Below are 19425 nucleotides of genomic sequence, written 5' to 3' on the forward strand. Positions count from 1 at the left end.
CGGCTCATTCGCGCCGGCCCTGGGCGGCGTCCTGTCGTATCCGGCTTTCGCACGCCGGTCCTGACGATGACCGTGGCCGGCAGGTGCCGGTTGGCGACGAGGGAGCTTCTGGTCGTCGCCGGGGGCCCGATGTCCACGTGTCGAAAGTCCTTGTCGGACGTGGTCGACAGGGGTGCGCACCGCGTTACGTGAGCATCGCAGCACGCAACCGGACTGCTCACGTACAACCCCACGGAGGTATCGATGACTCTCCAGCCGGGACGCAACGCGGCCGGCGACGGTCGTGGCGGCCATCGGCGGGTGCTGGTGACCGGTGCCGCGGGCATGCTGGGGTCGGCGGTCCTGGCCGCTCTGGACAGGACCAGCGCCCAGGTGTTCCGCACCGACATCAAGACGGGATGGCTCCACCTCGACGTCCGCGACCGCGACGCCGTTCATCACGTGGTGTCGGTTGTCAGGCCCGACCTGGTCATTCACCTCGCCGCCGAGACGGACCTGGAGGCGTGCGAGGCCGACCCGATGCACAGTTGGTTGACCAACGCCGCCGGCACCGAGCATGTGGCGCGTGCCGCCGCGGCCGTGGGCGCGACGTTGGTGTACGTCAGCACGGCGGGAGTCTTCGATGGCGGCGCTGACCGGCCATATGTCGAGTCCGATGCGCCGAGTCCGGTCAATGAGTACGGGCGGTCGAAGCTGCGCGGCGAGAAGCTGGTCACCGAGCTCTGTGAGCGGGCTTTCGTGGTGCGTGCGGGCTGGATGATGGGCGGTGGCCGGCTCGACCACAAGTTCGTCGGCGCCGTCCTGGGACAACTGCGCGACGGCGCCGACACCGTCTACGCCGTCGGCGACCGGTTCGGCTCGCCCACGTACGCGGCGGATTTCGCGCGTTGCCTGCTGCGGCTGGTGGACACCGACCGGCACGGGCGGTACCACATGGTCGGTGGCGGCGGGCCGAGCCGAGCCGACGTCGCGGCGCAAATCCTGCACGAAGTCGGTCTCAGCGACCGGGTGCGGCTGGTGAAGGTCGACTCTGATCACTTCGCCGATCGGTACCCGGTGACCCGGCCGCGGTCAGAGGTGCTGCGCAACGCCGCCCTGGCGAAACTGGGGCTCAACGACATGCGCCCGTGGCAGGACGCGCTCAGCCACTACCTGCGGACCGAGTTCACCCCGCTCGACCAGATCCCACCCGAAATGGTTCTGCGATGAGCGGCGGCATGTGGTCCGCGCGGGAGCGTGGGGCGCTGCGGCGGGTGTGGTTCTTCCAGCCGCGTACCCAGGCGCAGGCGCACTACAGCAACGCAGCGGGCCGGGAGCAGACCTGGACGCCGTGGTTCGCGTGCTTCCTCGCCCCCGCGGTGCGCGCCGTCGGGCTGGAGCCCCGTCTCATCGATGCCCGCGTCGACGAGCAGTGGCGAATGTCGGTGGCCGCGCTGGGTGAGGGTGACGTGCTGGCGGCGAGCGTGATGACCGGGGCGGCGATCACCGATGCGCTGGAGGCGTCTGAGATGGCACGCGCTCGCGGCGCCCACGTGGTGTGGGGTGGTCCGCACGTCACGCTGTTCCCGGCCGAGACGCTCGCCCAGTCTCCCGCTCACGCGGTCATTCCCGGGTTCGGGTACGCCGGCTTGCTGCTGTACCTGCGCCGTCTGACCGGCACGGCACCGCCCTCGGCCGGGTCCGATCCGATCATCCTGACCGAAGCTGACGCACCCGTCCTTGCCGGTCCTGACGTGCTGCGGCGCGCTCATCCGGGCCGTACCCGAGCGGGCTTGATCGTCGCCCCCGACACGACGCCGGACCTGGACGTGGTCACCGACTGGACCCGGTATGTGAACCCGGACGTGGCGATCGCCGGCCGGACGGTCAACTACGTGACCTCGGAGGGCTGCCTGCGGCGGTGCACCTTCTGCAGCGAGCCGCAGACCTCCGGCCACTCCTGGTACCAGCGGGAAATAGACCGGTCGGTGGCCACGATCGGCGACATGCTCGGCCGGGCCGACGCCACCGGGTTGAAGCTGCACGACCCGAACTTCTTCCACGACCAGACACGCTCCGACGCCTTCGCCGACCGCTTCGCTGACCTGGTCGGGTTGCCGTGGGCGGCAAGCCTGCACCCGGCGGACCTACAGGTCATGCCTGACGCCCGGCTGCGCCGGCTGGCCGACGCCGGTCTCTGCCGGGTCCTGATCGGTCTGGAGACTCCCGTTCCGGACCTCGTCAAGCTGGCCGGCAAGCGGTACGACCCGGCCGGCATCCCGCTGATGGCACGGCGACTCGCCGACGCCGAGGTGCGGGGGATGTTCACGTTCATCGTCGGCTGGCCCGGCGCGGACCCGTCGCACTACCGGCAGACGATCGACGCCGCCTTCGCCATCCGTGAGGTGTGGCCCGAGCACCAGTGCAAGATCCATTTTTTGGAGCCGTGGCCCGGGACACCGATCTTCACCCTCCTACGGCGCCAGGGTGGCATCACCTATCCGCAGACGCTGCGGGAGTGGGCGCGGATCGACTACTACCAGGCGCAGTACGCCGAGCTGCACGACGCCGCGTACACCGATGTGATCCGACAGGCCAACGCCGAACTCTCTCCCTACGTGGACGCGTGATGACGCCTTCGACTGATCCGAGACCGGCCGAGGAGATCCGCTTCCTGCGCGCCTCGGTCGCCCACCAGTGCAACCTGAGCTGCGTCTACTGCCCGAAAAGCAGCGGGATGGAGAACCACACTCCGGCCCGGTTGCGGGGACCCGGGCACCGCCTCACGACCGCGCAGTACTGCCGCAACCTCGACCACATCGCCGACTCTGGGGTCCTCCGTGGGATCTCGTTCACCGGCGGCGAGCCCACCCTGAACCCGGATCTGCCCGTTCTGGTCGCCCACGCCCGGTCGCGGTTCTATCGGGTCGAGTTGACCACCAACGGCAGGCATCTCGCCGGGCAGATCGACCGACTCGCCCCGCACCTGGACGTGATCAAGGTGTCGCTGGACGCTGTCGACCCGACGCTGTCGCACCAGATCATGCGCGGCCGACCCGCGGATCACGATGTCGCCGTCGCCGCGGTCCGCATGGCGTTGGCGGCCGGCCTCGCCGTCGGGATCAACGTCGTCGCGATGCGCCGCAACCTGGACCAGATCCCGCGGATCGTGCGGCTCGCCCGGACACTGCGCCGCCAGGCCGGCGCGGGAACGTTGTACGTCAGTGTTCTTGACCTGTACTACACCGACGAGACCCGCGCCCTGTGGCTCGATGAGTTCGTGCCGATCGACCGCATCGCCGGCCAGCTGCGGGAACGGTTGGGCGGCGGCGAGAGCCAGGACCGTGGCGGCTGCGAGATCAACTGGTGGCACGACGACGGCGTCCAGATCCGGCTCAAGAGCAGCTACGAGAGCACCTACCGTGCCCAGCGGTGCGCCCGCTGCCCGGTGTACTGCCAGGAAGGCTTCTACGGGCTGAAGCACTCCGTCGAGGGATGGGTCACCCCGTGCCCGAGCAGTGCCGAGGACCTCGGCGTGCATCTGCCGGCCGGGCTCGCGGAGCACGATGCCCAGGCTCGGCTGCGGCCGTTGCTGCAGGAGTTGACCTCCACCCGGCGGGTCGAGAACTCGTTCAGCGAGTTCCTGCGCCGCCGTGGCCTGGCCGACGCGCACCACCGGGTGACCATCCCGTTGACGCCGGTAGCGGCCTCGGAGCGCGACCATGGCTGAACCCCGGACTGGGCCCTTCGGTCCGTCGCCCGCCGCGCTCGCGGCCATCACCCGGGTGCCTGACCTCAGCGCGGCGCCGGATCCGCACTCCGCGAGGCTGCGCGAGGCCCTCGCGCAGCGGTACGCGCTACCGCCCGAAGCGTTCGTCGTCGGCCCGGGCACCGCGAGCCTGCTGCACCACCTGGTCGCCCGGACCGCCGCCTCCGGCGGCGGCGAGACCGTGTATTCCGATCCGTCGTTTCACCTGTACGCCAGTCTCACCCGCGACTACGGGCTGACGGGCCGGGCGGTGCCGCTGCGCGCCTACCGCCATGACCTTCCGGCGCTGACCGGCGCGGTCTGCGACCGGACCCGGATCGTGCTGCTGGACAGCCCACACAACATCACCGGCACCACCGCGTCGTTGCCCGAGGTGATCGCCCTCGCGGAGACGGTGCCCGACAGCGCCGTCGTCGTGCTCGACAACGTCTACGGCGAGTTCCAGAACGACGTGATCGACCGGTGGTTCGGCGAGCTCGTCGAGTGTGGAGCTCCGATCGTGGTCTGCCGCAGTTTCTCCAAGGCCCACCGGCTGTTCGGGCTGCGGGTCGGCTACATGATCGGCGCCCCGGCACTGCTGGAGACGCTCGGGCCGATCGTGCTGCGCTACGACGTCGGCACACTCACCCAGGCCGCCGCCGCGGCCAGCCTCGCCGACCACGCCACCGTCGAGGCGAACCGATACCTCGTCGCTGACGCCCGCCGCCGGCTCGCTGCCGTTCTCACCAACGCCGGAATCGCCTTCGTGCCCAGCGAGTCCGCCTCGATCCTGATCAACGTTGGCCCGGCCGCCAACCAGCTCGCGTACTGGCTGACCGGCGTGGGCTGCAGCCTGCGCAGCCCGTCCACCAGCGGAGTACCGGCGGGCCACATCCAGCTGTTCATCGACAGCGCCGACACCCCCGCCCGCGTCGCGCGGGCGCTGTCCGACGTGAGGGAGCCCCACCAGTCATGATCATCGTCAACGTCATCTACACACCCGGCACGGTGCACGCCCTGTCGCGGTTCATTCCGCTGCTGGTCGGCCACACCCCGTGGCGGTACCGGCTGATCGCCAACCACTGCCGCCCCGCGGAGCGACGGCTGCTGCGCTGGCACGCCCAGGGCAGCAGTCGGCTGACCGTGCACCAGCTTCCCACCACCAACGAGGTGATGCCGCTGGGCAAGGCCCTGTGCACCCTGGCCGCCACCTACGCCTCCGACGAGGTGTTCGCCTTCGCCGACTCCGACATCGTCGTCACCGGCGACATCGCCCGCGAGTTCGAGCCCCTCCTGAACCGACACGAGGCCGTCTTCTCCGGCGCACCGATCTGGGCCACCGACAGCGACCAGATCCTCACTGACGACCAGACCGAGGTCGCGGGACCCCACCACCGCACCGCCGCCGGCATCGCCCTGGGCAGCTCGTACTTCGGCCTGTACCACCGCACCGCCCTCGACCGGGTCATGCGGGAATGCCGGGTGACCCTCGACAAGTACACCGACCTGACCAGCTGCGACCCGCGGTTCCAGGCGTTCCTGGACAACCTCGGCCTGGCCCGCGCCAGCTACGTGCCGCCGAAGGTGTTGAACCTCGGCTACACCTACCTGGGCCTGCCGATCGCCTACCACGAGTCGCCGCACCTGCATCACATCGGCGGGTACTCCATGGCCACCTACGCCCGCTCGGTGACAGCGGCCTCCGCCGGGGACACCCCGACCAGCGCCGCGGAGATCCTCGACTACCGCGAGGAACGACCGCACATGCGCCGCAAAACCGCCGTCTGCGACCGGCTCATCCGCTCGTTCGCCACGATCGACCGCATCGGCCGCCCACCCACCGACAACACCCCGCTGCCCGAGCCGCTGGAGGAACGGGTGCAGTTGATCGAGCGGATCTACGCCAGCCAGGTCGTTGCCCAACCCCGGCCGACCTTCGAGGAGACAACCGATCCGGCGACGGCAAGCAGGCGCTGATGAGCATCTCCCGGGCAGACCGGCTCGCCCACCTCTGGGAGGTCAGCGCGCAGCCCTACCACCGTCACACCCGCGAGCACCCCAGCCACCGGCAGATCACCACACTGCTGATCTCCACCCTCACGACGGAACCGACACGTGTCCTCGACTTCGGCTGCGGACCGGGCAACTCCACCCGAGTACTGCGTCGCCAGTTGCCTGACGCGCACCTCGTGGGCCTCGACACCGCCCAGGCAATGATCAATATCGCCGAGCAAGCAACGCCCGCCGAGGCGAAGATCGAATACCGGTGCCAGGACATCACCACCGACCGCACCGATGAGCCACGCGACCTGATCGTGTGCAGCAACTCCTTCTTCCACATCGACGACAAACAGACCCTGCTCGCCGAACTCGGCCGCCTCCTCACACCCGACGGCACCATCGTCTTCAGCCTCTACGACACCGTGTTCCAGCCCGGCACCACGCCGCGATGGCCACTGGAACAGCCCAGCCCTGGCCCGCGTCCCGACCCGCTCATGGATCTCCTCGTCGCCGAACTACGCCGCCGAGGCCACGACATCACAACCCGGTCCGAAGATCGGCAGATCCTCACCGACGACAGCCTCTCCGCCCTGTTCACCGGCTGCGGAATGGCCGTCCGCTGCGCCGGCACGCTACAGCTCGTCCGCGACACCACCGAACGTGTCTCGTTCCTCCGGATACCCGCCGTCGCGGCCGAGGTCTTCCCCAACATCCCCCACGAGACGGTCCAAGACGCGCTCGACGCACTCGACCTGACCTCACCACTGCCACCACGAACCCGCACCGTCTACGCCTTCACCGCCACTAGGGAACAGCCATGAGCAGCGAAAACGCCATCCACCACCATGCACGCGGGCGACGTCGTCCCGTTCGACAGACCCGTATAGTCGGCCCAGTGGCACCCGACACCACCGATGTGATCAAGGAAGCCTGCGGCGTCTTCGGCGTCCACGCCCCAGGCCAGCCCGTCTCCCACCTCACCTACCTCGGCATGTTCGCCCTACAACACCGAGGCCAGGAATCCGCCGGCATGGCCGTCTCCGACGGCACGAAGATCCTCGTACACAAAGAGATGGGCCTAGTCTCCTCGGTCTTCGACCCCCACCGTCTCCATGCCCTGCCGGGACACCTCGCGATCGGGCACACCCGCTACTCCACCACTGGTGCCAGCGAATGGCACAACGCCCAACCCGTCTACCGATCCGCCGGCGACCTCCACTTCGCGCTCGCCCACAACGGCAACCTCGTCAACACCGCCCGACTCGCCCAGGACCACGGCCTCCCCCCAGGCCAGGCCACCAGCGACAGCGATCTCGTCGCCGAACTCCTCGCCGCCGAACTGAACAACGGAACCCCGGCCGGCGTCGACCCGCTCGAACACGCGCTCACCCAGGTACTGCCCCACCTCCGCGGCGCATTCTCGTTCGTGATCATGGACGAAACCCGGCTCATCGGCGTCCGCGACCCCCACGGCTTCCGGCCGCTGATCCTCGGCCGACACCCGCACGGCTGGATCCTCGCCTCAGAGACGCCCGCGCTCGACACCGTCGGCGCGGACACCGTCCGCGAGATCAGCCCCGGCGAAATGGTCATCATCGACAAAGCTGGAGTCCGAAGCACCCAACCTTTCTCTGACAACGTCAAACCCAGCTTCTGCTCCTTCGAGTTCGTCTACTTCGCCCGGCCCGATGGACGGCTCGGCGGGCAGGGCGTCCACGGCGCCCGGCGGCGGATGGGCATGCACCTGGCCACCCAGGCGCCCGTTGACGCCGACCTCGTCGTTCCCGTACCCGAGTCCGGTATCCCCGGCGCCCAGGGCTACGCGCAGCAATCCGGCATCCCCTACGGCGACGCGTTCGTCAAGAACCGGTACATCGGACGAACCTTCATGGCCCCCACGCAGGAACTACGCGAGAACGCCGTCCGCATGAAACTCAACCCGGTCGAAGAGAACGTCGCGGGCCAACGGCTCGTCGTCGTCGAGGACTCCATCGTCCGAGCCACCACCCTGCGCGAGACGCTAAAAATGCTCCGCCGGGCCGAAGCCGCCGAGCTGCATCTACGAATCCTGTCCCCGCCGTACCGCTGGCCCTGCTTCTTCGGCATGGACACCAGCGACCGCAGCAAGCTGATCGCCGCCAACCGCACCGTCGAAGAGATCCGCCAATACCTCGACGTCGACTCCCTGGCCTACCTCGAACTAGACCGCATGCTCACCGCCATCGGCAACGACCCCAACAGCTTCTGCACCGCATGCCTGACCGGCGACTACCCCATACCGGTAGATATCAACAACGGCAAACACGTCCTGGAAGACAGGTAATGGGCACCGAGTTCCTGTCATCCGGCCCGCAGAAGGTCGCCAACCAACTCAGGGACGGCTCCGCACGTGTCTGGCGACAGGTGTTGGGACGACCGCAACGATTGTTGGGATGAACCAGGGTGGACGACGAACTGCGGTGTGAGTTGCTGGCCCTTGCGGATGAGGACCAGCGCGTCCGGAATTCCGCCAGTGTGCGGGCAGGGCCCGGCGGGGAGATCTCCGACGACCCGGCCCGGGAGTGGGCGCGGGTCGATGAACGTAACACGGCCCGGCTGGCTGAGATCGTCAGCGAGCACGGTTGGCCCACCCGCAGCCTCGTCGGCGACGACGGTGCCAACGCCGCCTGGCTGCTGGCCCAGCACGCCGACCGCAGCCCAGACGAGCAGCAGCGCTTCCTCGACCTCATGCGCGCCGCCGTCGATGCGAACGAGGCCAGCGCCGTGGACCTGGCCTACCTGACTGACCGAGTGGCGATACATGCCGGCCAGCCGCAGATCTACGGCACTCAACTGCGCCGCGATCCAGGGGGCCGGCTGAGGGCGTACCCGATCGCCAGCCCCGACACGGTTGACCAGCGGCGAGCCGCACTCGGCCTCTGCTCATTGGTCGACTACATCGCGGCTGTCCAGCAGAGGTAGGCAGGGCGACATATGGGCACGCAGACCCCGAAGGCGCGACGGCCGAGCCGGGCTGAAGGCGGAATGCCAGCACCGCCAACGCATCCGGTAGACGTACCGCTCGTCCTGCCTACCTGCTGCGGTAGGAGCCGAGCGCTCGTGCGACGTGGCGAAGGACGATACGGGTGAGTCTTGGTGGGGTCGCCGCCGGGTTGCAGGCTGTGCTCGAACAGATTGCTCGGCAACGCGCCGGCCTGGCCGCCGCTGTTTCCTCGGTCAACGCCGCATCGGATCGGCTACGAGCCGTCACCGCTGGCAGCGGTCACGTCCTCGTGCGACAGGCCCTCGCGGCGACGGCAGCCTCCACCGCGCGACTGCGTGAGGCAGACCGTCAACTTGCCGGAGCAGCGATGGCGATCATCGAGTACGGGAAGGCTATCGGCGTCGTCCTCACCCTGCCGCAGGGCAGTGCACCGTCGGCGGCAGCATCAACACGCCCTGAAGCAACTGGTAGCAGGCGTGAGGTCAGCCCGCAGGCGCGGGCGGCGGGCGAGACTGCGTCCGGCCAATCAACACCGACGGGTGACGCCGTGCCGGCTCCATACGTGCCGGGTTTCCTGGAATCCTTGCCCGTACGTCAGTCGGCGGACGCCCCGACCGACGGGGTAATCACCACGACGGACGGCGAGAGGATCAGCGATGTGCACAGCGGCAAGGGCGGGCCGGGTAAGGGCGGCCCCGGCCTTCGTCCGCCGTTCAAACACTACGTGTCCGCCCTCGACCATGCCGAAGGCCACGCGGCGGCGCTGATGCGAACCCGTGGCATCACGGAGGCCACCCTGTACCTGAACAACACGCCATGCTTGGAACCGATGGGCTGTGACCGGGTACTGCCGTATGTTCTGCCGAAAGACGCGACACTCACCGTCTACGGCCCGAACCGGTATGTCACCGTGTACCGGGGCCACGGGAAGGGGTTGGCATGAGCAGCGAGCCGGTCACGGTCTCCTACGATCGTACCGAGCCGGTGACCATCGACCGGCTCGACGACCTCGACGCGCTGCTCGACCGGATAGCGGCCACCCCCGAGTACCAGCGGTTCCCCGTCATGGTGTCGCTGGAGACGAGCGACAAGGAACACGTCCTGGAAGTCTGTCTCGGCCGGCACGACCTGAGCGTCCTGGTCTGGCATCACGCGTTCGTCGAGATCGCCGCTAGCAAAGGCGCGCTCGACCAGCCCGCCGATCTTGCCTACAATTTCGGCGGCTCCCGCACCGACGCCTACGACAATTCGGCCATTCCCGTGGCCACCGCACGGCAGGCCGTGCGGGAGTTCTTCACCACCAGCGGCCAGCGGCCCACCTGCCTCGACTGGCAGACACCCAGCTACGACGAGCAGGACGATCCGGCCAAGGACTGACGCTTCTCGCGACCGGCAGGATTACCCAGGGCGAACTGCCTCCTGCACGGTGCCGGACATCGTGCCGGTGTGCCGCCTCTGGAGAGCCAATGCCTGACCCCCGCTCGATGCTCACGGGTGGATCCGGACCGTCGTCTTCTCCAGGTGTTCGAGGAACGCATGGTTGGCTTCCCACCCGTCGACGTCGGGCGGTGCAGCACCTAGCCAGACCGGCTCAGTGTGCGGATAGGCATCGAGTTGCTCGCGAATTCCGGCACGCGCCACGACGATGCAGGCTTGGCGGTGTCGAGACGCGAGGACGCAGAGGCGGCCAGCTTCAAGGTGGAAGGCTGAGGCGTCTCGTCGCCCGGACAGTGGGTGCCAGGCAACGACGACTTCGAACTGCCGGCCCTGCAACCTGTTGGCTGTGTCTACCGTGATCTCGTTCCGAGCGATGCCGAGGGTGGCGCACATCTCGTCGATTTCGCTTCGGATCCGTTCCCGCTGATCGCGATGTGCGACGCCGATCGCGATGTCGTTTGGGCGGAGGAGGCGCCGTGCATCGCCATCGATGACATGGGTCCGGCTGACCAGTAGGTGTCGCACGACATCGACGATCGCATCCACGCATTCGGGGTCGGTGCGCGGCAACCGGGCCTCGGGGAGTTCTAGGAGACACCAGCCGTGATCGATCACGGTGTCGAGGACACGGTCCAGGTGGCCTTCACGGGCCGGCCTGATAGGTGCCCACAATCCCCGCTCGCCGGGTGTGGTGCCAGCGGTGAATGGTTTCGCGTAGAAGCTGTCGGCGACGACGCGGGCGCCGCTATCTGGCAGCCGCCAGGAGACCGGCAGTTCGACGATGGGGGTGTCGGGATGCGTGCGAAGGACAGTGCCCGCGGCAGTAGCCAGCGGCCAGCTACCGGTGGCACGCAGCGCTGCCTCTTCGACCGGGCTAAAGGGGCTCAGTTGGCCGGGGTCTCCGACGAGAACCAGTCGGGCGAACCGCGCCGCTATGCGGACCAGATGCGCCGATGACACCTGATATGCCTCGTCGATGATGCCGATGTCCCAGTCGTAATCCTCCTCGACGAAGGCCCACTTGTCTGCGGGCGCCACGACGATCTGGCACTCCTCCAGGTCCTCGATTTTGTTCGAGGCGGGAATCCCGGGCGGCGGCGTATACCGCTCGCTGCGGTGCAGCCTCCCGACGGACAGGGACGTGCGAGCGAGACGGCGGGCGAGGGCGCGGACGAGGTCGTCGGCCTGGTCGTTGGTCTGTGTGATGATCGGGACCTGACGGCTTGGCGCGAGACGCTGGGCGGTTCGCTGTACGAGGGTGGACTTACCGGCCCCGGGCGGTGAGTTGACGACTATAGCTCGTGCCTGTTCGTCGATAAGCTGCCAGATCCGATTGGTCGCCGCGTCGTGTTCGGCGACTGGGTTGCCGCCGTCTCGTCGGGTCATTCGTCGTCGTCCTCGGCGTGGGTCCAGGGCAGTTCGGCTGGAAGTGTGTCGGGGTGGTAGTCACGCGGACCGAAGGGTGAAAACACCACCTGCTGCCCGGGCTGGGGTAGCCGATCGTGGCGGTCTCGCCGGACGGCGCCGGCGGTGACGTCGAGGGTGATGAGTCCTTCGGGCGTCACTCCGATCGTTGTCAGCCGTACTATCGGCCACGCGGGGCCGCTGGGGCTGGTGGATCGGGGCAGGTGCCAGAAGAGGTCGGTGCCGACTGGGCGCGGGAACGGCAGATGTGGGCGTACCTGCAGGGAGGGTCGACGTCCGGAAAGGTCTAGGGTGACGACCTCGCCGGATAGCGCCTCGCCGGCCGCGACGTGTCCGGCCATGATGAGGGGGTCGTCGAGGGCCATCTCCCGGCTGAGATCGGCGGTGAGCCGCTCCAGCCGGGTCAGGTACCGAAACACCTGCAACTGCTTGGGGCGCTTACGGAAGTACGCCTGACCGGACCGTACCCGCTCGGCGTGCCGGCTCCATTGGTAGACATCCTGGGTCCACCGGTCGCGGGCCCGGTCGGCCGGTGGGAGGCTGTGCAGCAGGTCGAGAGCTTGCCAGCAAGCGTCCCACGACGGGCGTAGCGCGTCGTGGATCGTGCCTGTCATTGGCTGGTCAGCGCGGGTCGGGTGCGCGTCAACCAGCTGGTGGTATGCCTTTATGGCGTCGCTGAGTTCGCGTGTCTCCCACTCCGGGTCGGGAACTGGCCCCGCCGGGAGCGCTTCTTCGGCTTCGGCCACCGCGCCCGGATCGGTGATCCAGGCGAGTTGGCTGGCGAGGTTGGCATCCAACGATGGCAACTGTCCGGTGACCCAGTGCTGAGCCAGTATCTCGGTCAGCGGGAGGACGAGCGACGAGCCCGGCACCCGTTGGCCGGCAAAGAACGACAGGTGCGCGCCGGCGACGGGAAGGCCGGGATGCACCGGCCGGTCGCCGTCGGGCCGCAGATACCGCAGTCGCCGACCCATGACGTCGCACAGCCACTGCGCGGTTGCCTGGTTCGCCACGACCAACTGTGGTCCGTTCGCCGGGCGGTGGGTGTGTAGTGCGCGTCTGCTGGTGGTGGGGGTCTGCATGAACTGCGCGGCGTAGCCGTTGAGGTCCATCGCGAAATTGGCCAGCCGCGCGAGCCGCAGCTTCGCCTCGCGCGGTTCGCCCACCACGATGGTGCTCGGCCGTTCCCGTCGGGTTCCGCACAGCAGACCGATCGGGGCTCCGGGATCGCCGGGCAGGTGGTAGCCGACGACGACGAAAGGCTTGGCAGCCAAGTGCACGTGACACTTGGTCGCGCGGGGAACGGCCCGCCTGCTGTCGATCGCGCTCAAGCCGAGGTACACGTCCACGCTCATGCGGCAGCGCCTGCCAGCTGAACCGCGATGGCGGCTCGGTGCAGTTCCTCGGCTACCGCCCTTTCCGCCGCGTTGCTGGGTGTGCGGGTGCCGGCGGCGAGGGCAAGGGCGTGCGAGACGGTGGCGACATCGCCGCACGCGTTGGCGGCCTCGGTGCCCAACTGCGCCACGCTGTCCTCGCGTTGTGCCTGGCCGCGGCAGAAGTCGAGCAGCGGGCAGCTGACGCACCCGTCGCCGAAGCGCATGGGGAGGGCACCGACGGCCTCCCGTGCTTGGACGCTGGCCGCTTTCCGTTGTTCCTGGCCGGCGTGTTTGTCGGGCATGGCCGGCAGCGATACCGCCGTGGGAATCGTCGCCGCTAACTGGGTGACGTGTGGAAAGTTGGTCAGGACCCGCTCCAGCCGTCGTACCTGTGGGCGTAGGTCGAGCATGCTGCCGAACGCATCTAGGGTGAAGTTGCGGGTCATCACCAACAGCCCTCGGGTGGCGATGCGGGTGCTGGGCTGCCCGAGACCTGCGATGAGCCGCCGTAGGGCGATGAGGTACACGGCGGTCTGGCGGGCGGCTTCTGCCGTCTTGGCCGGATCAGCGATCCCATCGATGCAGGGAAACGACTTGATCTCGATCGGCGCCAGGGTCCCGGTGGCGGCGTACGCGAGCAGGTCGGGCTCCAGGTAGGCCGGCATGTCACCGAGCGGCAGGACCAGATATGGGTGTCGCAGCAGATTGATCGCATGCTGATCACCGTCGAGCATCTGCGCGACGTAGTCGCGCGTCATGCGCACCCGCAGGTCTGTGACGGCTTCCCTGTCCAGGACTGGGAACTGCGTGCGGACCTGCGGCTTGGAGAGGTCCTGCTGGCGCACCTCCCGGACGTCGAGCCTCAACTGCTCGCGGGCCAAGGGCAGCAGGAAAGACATGGCGTTGGACGTAACCGTCTGCTCGAACCGCACGCCGCGCTCCAGCGCGTACGGACTCTGACTCGGCGTGCGGCAACCAACCAGTGGTGCGAGATCCCTGATCGGCACCGATGCGGCATCGATCACTTGGCGGCGCATGCATCCAGGGGCGTCAAGCAGTCCGGCGATGCGGCGGGCGTCCAGCGGCTTGGCGGGGAAGTCGCCGCGGAAGTGGACGAGACGTTCGCGGGCGTCGCGGAAGATCATCCAGTGGCCTCCGTGGAGGTTCTGTTGGCCAGGCGCATGGTCGCGCCGAACAATTGGGTCTCGGCGTCGAGTTGGCCGCGGGCGCGGTCCGCGGCTTCGGTGCGTTCTGCCGTGTCGGCGTCCGCGATCTGCTGCAGCTCGCATTCTGCGGCGTCACGGACCGTGATGTAGTCGAAGCCGTCGCGGGTCTCGATGGCACCCGCGATCGTACGTGCGAAGCGCCAGACCAGGCGGCGAAGGTTGGGGGCCGATGGGGATTCTGGAGAATGGCTCAACTCCCCGATCAGCCGAATGATGATGTGCAGCACGTCGACCCTGGCGCTGGCGGGTGCGATCAACCTAATCTCCAACGGCCAGCTTGACAGGGCAAGCATTCCGCGCACAGGGGCGAAACGGTCAAACGTGAGTGCCGGAACGACGTACACCGGACGGGCGAGGGAACGGGCGCCCGGCGCTGCACTCCGATGAGCCGCCTGCCAGGAGCGTTGCTCGTCCCGACGCAAGGACGCCAGCCGGCTTGGCTGGATCGTCTCGCCGAACCGGGCCATCGCGACGTCCCGGATGAGGGAGACCGAGGCTGGCCGACCCAGGATGCCAAGGACGGCGGCGACCTGCTCCCTGATAGGTGGCGCGGCATCGAATGCGCCGCCACCGCCCGTTGACGCGCGCTGCAGAAGGCGGTTGCGACGCTTCTCGGCGACACTGAGCTCGGCCAGCAGCCGCTCGACCTCGCCGAGGTCGTCAGCGTCCAGCGCTGCGGCCAGTCGCTGCTGCAGGTGGGTCACCTCGGCCATCGCCGCTTGCACTTCCGCCATGCTTGGCATGTCCCGACGTTACCATGCAGCTTGACTTACTTCCACGTTCTGCCAAACTTGCCTCTGGGTGGTGCTCCCTGCCGCCTTGTCTGCGTGGTGACTCGTGCCGCGACTGCGACCCTGCACCGCCCTTGCCTCGCGAAAGAAGGGCCATGAAGCTACTGCACACCTCCGACTGGCATCTGGGCGCGACCCTGTACCGCCAGACCCGCGCGCCGGACCACGACGCGGTCATCGCCGAGATCATCGAGGTGGCCCGTCGGTTCGGTCCGGACCTGATCTGCCATACCGGCGACCTGTTCGATCGCGCCCGCCCGGCCACCGAGGACATCGCCCGGGCCGGCCACGCGCTGCGCGAACTCGCGTCGATCGCTCCCGTCGTCGTGGTGTGCGGCAACCACGACTCCGCGAGCCTGCTGGACGCACTGAACGTCTATATGCGGATATCGGGCGGCTCGCAGCGGGTTCACTTCGTGGCCCGCGTTCGCTCCCCACGCGATGGGGTCCTGCAGTTCCCTACCCGCCGAGGACACACCATCCGGCTGGCCGCCCTGCCATTCCAGCACGCCCACCTGATGACCGACGCGTTCGGCGATCCGACCCAATGGGGCACCGACTACAACGCTCAGGTGCGCGGCATCGAGGCAGCTCTCGGTGAGGCGTTGTTGGCGAACTTCAACCCGATAACCGACGTCGCCGTCTTCGCCGCTCATCTGTACGTGGGCGGTGCCGACTACTGCGGCAGCGAACGCGGCATGCACGTCGACGGCACCTACGCCACCGACCTCGACGCGGTGCCGACCGTCAGCTACGCCGCGTTCGGACACCTCCACAAGCCCCAGCCACTGCCCGGCAAGCGGGTAACCGGCCGCTACGCCGGCTCACCCATCGCCCTGGACTTCGGCGAGATCTACGACAAGAAGAGCGTCGTCCTGGTCGAAGCCGAACCGGGGCGACCCGCCAGCGTCGAAACCGTCCGACTGACGGCCGGCCGACGCCTGCGCAAGTTCCACGGCACGCTGCAGCAACTCGAAGCCCTCGCGAGCGAGATCACCGACGACCTGTGCCTGGTCACTGTCGCCACGCCCACCCACATACCGACGCTGATCGAACAGGTCCGGCGACTGCTGCCCCACGCCACCCTGCTGGACGTCCATCCGGCCCGCTCCGACGCACCGACCGACATCCTCACCGCCAACCAGGTCGACGCCGAACCCAACCTCACGGAACTGTTCACCGAGTTCATCGCCGAACGCGGCACCCGCACCGCTGGACCGCAACAGGTGCTCGACGCCTTCACCAGGGTGCTCGCAGCCGTGGAGGAGGACCGCGAACCGGTGTTCGCGGAAGAGGCGCTGCTCACCACCGCCGCCTCGGCCGACAGCTCGGAGGCACCCGCATGAGACCGCTGACATTGAGCCTGCGCGGGCTGCGCTCCTACCTCACCGAGGCACACATCGACTTCTCCAACGTCGGCCTGGTGGCCATCCACGGCGACACCGGCGCTGGCAAATCATCCCTGCTGGAAGCACTGTGCTTCGCGCTCTACGGCGGCTGCACGTGGGACAAGCGTAACGCCACCGAGCTGATCTCCGACGGCGCGCACACCATGCAGGTCCGGCTGACCTTTCGGTGCGCCAACAGGACCTGGCAGGTCACGCGGGCCATCTCACGCACGTCGTCGCCGCCGTCGCGACATGAGCTGATCTGCCTGGACGACGACACCCGCTATGACACCAAGCAGCAGGTCAACGCCATCATCGAGACGATGATCGGGCTCAGCCACGCGGCGTTTCTCAAGGCCGTGATCCTGCCCCAGGGCCGGTTCCAGGCCCTACTGCAGACGACCAAGGAGGACCGGACCGCGATCCTCAAGGGCATCCTCGGCATCGACCAGCTCGACGCCATGCAAGTCAAAGCGCGGGCGCACCACGATCGCCTGCGCCCGCTGCTGGACCAGCTCATCCTCGATCGGCGTGGCCTGCTCGACGATCCACCCGCCACCGCCGGGGAAGCGACCCAGCGGCTTGATGACGCACTGCGACGCCAGGACCAGTTGACCAAGGCGCGCACCGCGGTACGCGAGGCTTCCGCGCGGCGTGACCAAATGCTCTCTCGTGTCCACAACATCGAGCAGCAGGCACGCCAGCTCGCTCAGGCCAGGCAGCCCGCCGCGGCGGCCAACCTGCACGTGTTGGCTAGCCTCGACGAGGCGATACGCACCGAACAGAACGACTGCCAGTCCGCCATCACGGACTGGCAGGAGCGTGAAAAGACGCTGCATGAAGCTGTCACTGCGGCCGAAGGCGAGGGCCGCGGGCCATCCAGCCTTCCCAAGGCCATCGCCGCTGTCGAAGCGACCCGCAACCAACTGCCAGACATCGACGCAGAACGCGAACGGATCCAGACCGACGCGCAGAATCTGGCAGACGACCTGACCAAAGCCGATCAGCACGCAGCCAACGTCACCAAGTTAGCCAACAAGGCCACCGAAGCCGAGCAGGCAGCCAGCTCCGCTGCCCGCACCGTAGAGGAGGTCAGGGAACTGGTCGCGGGTCAACGTTCCGCCATCGGCACGGCGCGGACTCTGCGCGGCGCCGTCCACCGCGCCGAGGCCGATCTCGCCGACGCCCGTCAACGCATCACCGACGCCGAGACCGCGATCCAGGAGACCGCCGAACGAGCCGGTGAAGCGCGGAAGAAGCAGACCGCCGCCGAACAGACGCTGGATGCGGTCACCCGGTTCAACGCCGCCGCTCACGCCGCCGCGCCATGCGACCCGGGCGATCCGTGTCCAATCTGCAGCCGGACACTTCCCGCGACATTCCAACCCCCGCCCGCCCAGGAGCAGAAGGATGCCCGCAAAGCGCTGACCGTCGCCAATCGTCTCGCCGGCGACGCTGAGCGTCGCCATCAGGCCGCCCTCACCACCCGCCAGCACGCCATCGAGGAAGCCAAACGCGTCCAGACGCGGGTCGATCAACGACGCGGCGAACTGGACCAGGCGATGGCCCACATCGCGTCGCAGCTCGGACCAGTCGACCTCGACAACCCCGATGACGTGCTCCTGGCACCGCTGGCGGCACGCCTCGGCGCAGCTGAAGAGGAGTTGGGGACAAGCCAGGCGACGGCGCGCGACGTGCGGCAACGCGCAACCGCCGCAGCCACGGCGCTGGAGCACACCCGTAAGGCGCTCGCCGACCGCCAGGCCGCGCTGACCGCAAACCGCCGCAGACTTGATCAACGCGTCCGCAGGACGGTTGGGGCGCTCGGAAAGCTGCCTGCCGCATGGCGCCTCGACCCGGTCACCCTCGACGGCCTCAACCAACTGCTGGACACCGCCCATCGCTGGGAAGAGGAGTTGGCAACGATCACCGATCAGCTGACCACCGCGCACGGTCAGCTCAAGCAACTTCGCGAACGACGAGAGGCGTTGGCCGGCCGCCACCTCACCGAGGTCGAAAGACCTGCCACCCAACTGCTCCACGCGGTCGACGGACTCACTCAATACGCGGCGGACGCCGCCGTCCTCATTGGCCACGAGCCTCCAGCATCGCGCCCGCCGGGGGAAGACCTCCACCGTTCGGCGACCTGGGCGGCGACCCTCGACCACACCGTCGGCGCCCTTCTGCAAGCGGCACACGACCGGGTGACTGCTGCCAGGTCGGACGCCGAGCGGGCCACCGAGGAGATCACCGAATGGCTGCTAGCCGCCGGTGTCGACGACGGGGAGCAGCTTGACGATCTCATCGTCCAAGTGGCTGCGACGGCGCAGGTAGCCAGGGCCGACCTCGATCGCGCGAAGCGTGAGACACCGGTCGCCGCAGACCTCGACCGGCGAATCAAGGCCGCGGCCCCGATCGTTGACGCACTCCGGGAGCTCGGCGCGCTCCTGGCCAACGGTCAGTTCCAAGCCGCCGTCGTAGCCCGCCGGCAGCGAGCATTCCTTGGTCTTGCCACCGACCAACTGCTGGCCATGACGGCGGGGCGGTTCGCCTTCTCCGACGACTTCCGCATCATCGACCGGTACACGTCCCAGCCCCGCGACGTGCGGACCCTCTCCGGCGGGGAGACCTTCCTGGCCAGCCTGGCACTTGCGCTCGCGGTCGTCGACCTCGCCGGACGCGCCGGCGGGCGTGCCGACGCGCTGCTGCTCGACGAAGGGTTCGGCTCCCTCGACGCCGACACCCTGGCCGAGGCGCTAGCCGCACTGTCCCGGCAAACCCTTGGCGGACGTCTGGTCGCCGTTATCAGCCACATGCGTGCCGTCGCCGAGAGCATCGGCAACGTGCTGATCGTCACCCGGGACAGTACCGGCAGCCACGCACACTGGGCGTCGGAGTCGCAGCGAAGCCGGTTGGTCGACGAAGACCTCGACGAGGGCCTTCTGCCATGACCTGAGGCAACCCTCGGCGATCACCACCTGGGAACCCGGGGCCAGCGCCACGATCGCACACCTGGGACGCTCTACAGTCCGGAAGGTTGTCATAGCCATCTGTAATCCTTTATCGCTGAG

General features: G+C 68.3%; 16 protein-coding genes. 12 read left to right on the forward strand and 4 right to left on the reverse strand.

The window, feature by feature from the left end:
* Nucleotides 1-243: 243 nt before the first annotated feature.
* The 10 genes from O7615_RS04200 (at nt 244) to O7615_RS04245 (ending at nt 10088) form a co-directional block, all read left to right on the forward strand.
* A complete protein-coding gene (locus tag O7615_RS04200; protein ID WP_278175918.1) occupies nt 244-1209 on the forward strand; it encodes an NAD(P)-dependent oxidoreductase in 966 nt (321 codons plus the stop codon).
* Nucleotides 1206-2609: a radical SAM protein gene (locus O7615_RS04205; RefSeq protein WP_278175919.1), complete on the forward strand. Its 1404-nt coding sequence runs from the start codon at nt 1206-1208 to the stop codon at nt 2607-2609. Before O7615_RS04200 ends, O7615_RS04205 begins: the two co-directional genes overlap by 4 nt.
* Nucleotides 2609-3709, forward strand: a complete 1101-nt coding sequence (locus O7615_RS04210) for a radical SAM protein (protein WP_278175921.1) — start codon at nt 2609-2611, stop codon at nt 3707-3709. Before O7615_RS04205 ends, O7615_RS04210 begins: the two co-directional genes overlap by 1 nt.
* Entirely contained in the window at nt 3702-4703 is a 1002-nt protein-coding gene (locus O7615_RS04215; RefSeq protein WP_278175922.1) for an aminotransferase class I/II-fold pyridoxal phosphate-dependent enzyme, read from the forward strand. The genes O7615_RS04210 and O7615_RS04215 overlap by 8 nt, the downstream gene beginning before the upstream one ends.
* On the forward strand, nt 4700-5704 hold the full coding sequence (locus tag O7615_RS04220) for a hypothetical protein (RefSeq protein WP_278175924.1): 1005 nt from the start codon (nt 4700-4702) through the stop codon (nt 5702-5704). The genes O7615_RS04215 and O7615_RS04220 overlap by 4 nt, the downstream gene beginning before the upstream one ends.
* Nucleotides 5704-6549: a class I SAM-dependent methyltransferase gene (locus O7615_RS04225; RefSeq protein WP_278175926.1), complete on the forward strand. Its 846-nt coding sequence runs from the start codon at nt 5704-5706 to the stop codon at nt 6547-6549. Before O7615_RS04220 ends, O7615_RS04225 begins: the two co-directional genes overlap by 1 nt.
* Before the next feature lie 74 nt (nt 6550-6623).
* Complete coding sequence (gene purF, locus O7615_RS04230; RefSeq protein ID WP_278175928.1) at nt 6624-8051, forward strand: amidophosphoribosyltransferase; 1428 nt, start codon at nt 6624-6626, stop codon at nt 8049-8051.
* A 119-nt stretch (nt 8052-8170) separates the two neighbouring features.
* The gene (locus O7615_RS04235) at nt 8171-8689 is read left to right on the forward strand and encodes a DUF6624 domain-containing protein (protein WP_278175929.1); all 519 of its coding nucleotides are present in this window, start codon (nt 8171-8173) and stop codon (nt 8687-8689) included.
* Nucleotides 8690-8853: 164 nt separating this feature from the next.
* A complete protein-coding gene (locus O7615_RS04240) occupies nt 8854-9654 on the forward strand; it encodes a DddA-like double-stranded DNA deaminase toxin (protein WP_278175930.1) in 801 nt (266 codons plus the stop codon).
* A complete protein-coding gene (locus O7615_RS04245) occupies nt 9651-10088 on the forward strand; it encodes an Imm1 family immunity protein (protein ID WP_278175931.1) in 438 nt (145 codons plus the stop codon). The genes O7615_RS04240 and O7615_RS04245 overlap by 4 nt, the downstream gene beginning before the upstream one ends.
* A 111-nt stretch (nt 10089-10199) precedes the next feature.
* Here O7615_RS04245 and O7615_RS04250 read toward each other — a convergent pair whose 3' ends face one another.
* The 4 genes from O7615_RS04250 to O7615_RS04265 all read right to left on the reverse strand — a co-directional run bounded on the left by O7615_RS04250 (nt 10200) and on the right by O7615_RS04265 (nt 14918).
* Nucleotides 10200-11534: an AAA family ATPase gene (locus O7615_RS04250; RefSeq protein WP_278175933.1), complete on the reverse strand. Its 1335-nt coding sequence runs from the start codon at nt 11532-11534 to the stop codon at nt 10200-10202.
* Nucleotides 11531-12847, reverse strand: coding sequence for a hypothetical protein (locus O7615_RS04255; RefSeq protein WP_278175935.1), 1317 nt, complete (start codon nt 12845-12847; stop codon nt 11531-11533). The genes O7615_RS04250 and O7615_RS04255 overlap by 4 nt, the downstream gene beginning before the upstream one ends.
* Nucleotides 12848-12924: 77 nt before the next feature.
* A complete protein-coding gene (locus tag O7615_RS04260) occupies nt 12925-14094 on the reverse strand; it encodes a hypothetical protein (protein WP_018790557.1) in 1170 nt (389 codons plus the stop codon).
* Complete coding sequence (locus O7615_RS04265) at nt 14091-14918, reverse strand: hypothetical protein (protein ID WP_278175936.1); 828 nt, start codon at nt 14916-14918, stop codon at nt 14091-14093. Before O7615_RS04265 ends, O7615_RS04260 begins: the two co-directional genes overlap by 4 nt.
* A 143-nt stretch (nt 14919-15061) precedes the next feature.
* On the opposite strand from O7615_RS04265, the gene O7615_RS04270 reads away from it, so the two are divergent.
* Nucleotides 15062-16312 carry an exonuclease SbcCD subunit D gene (locus tag O7615_RS04270; RefSeq protein WP_278175937.1) on the forward strand — a complete coding sequence of 417 codons (1251 nt, stop codon included), beginning with the start codon at nt 15062-15064 and terminating at the stop codon, nt 16310-16312.
* Nucleotides 16309-19305 carry an SMC family ATPase gene (locus O7615_RS04275; RefSeq protein WP_278175939.1) on the forward strand — a complete coding sequence of 999 codons (2997 nt, stop codon included), beginning with the start codon at nt 16309-16311 and terminating at the stop codon, nt 19303-19305. The genes O7615_RS04270 and O7615_RS04275 overlap by 4 nt, the downstream gene beginning before the upstream one ends.
* Nucleotides 19306-19425 lie beyond the last annotated feature (120 nt).

The sequence above is a fragment of the Micromonospora sp. WMMD1082 genome (assembly GCF_029626175.1).
In the GTDB taxonomy this organism is placed as follows: domain Bacteria; phylum Actinomycetota; class Actinomycetes; order Mycobacteriales; family Micromonosporaceae; genus Micromonospora.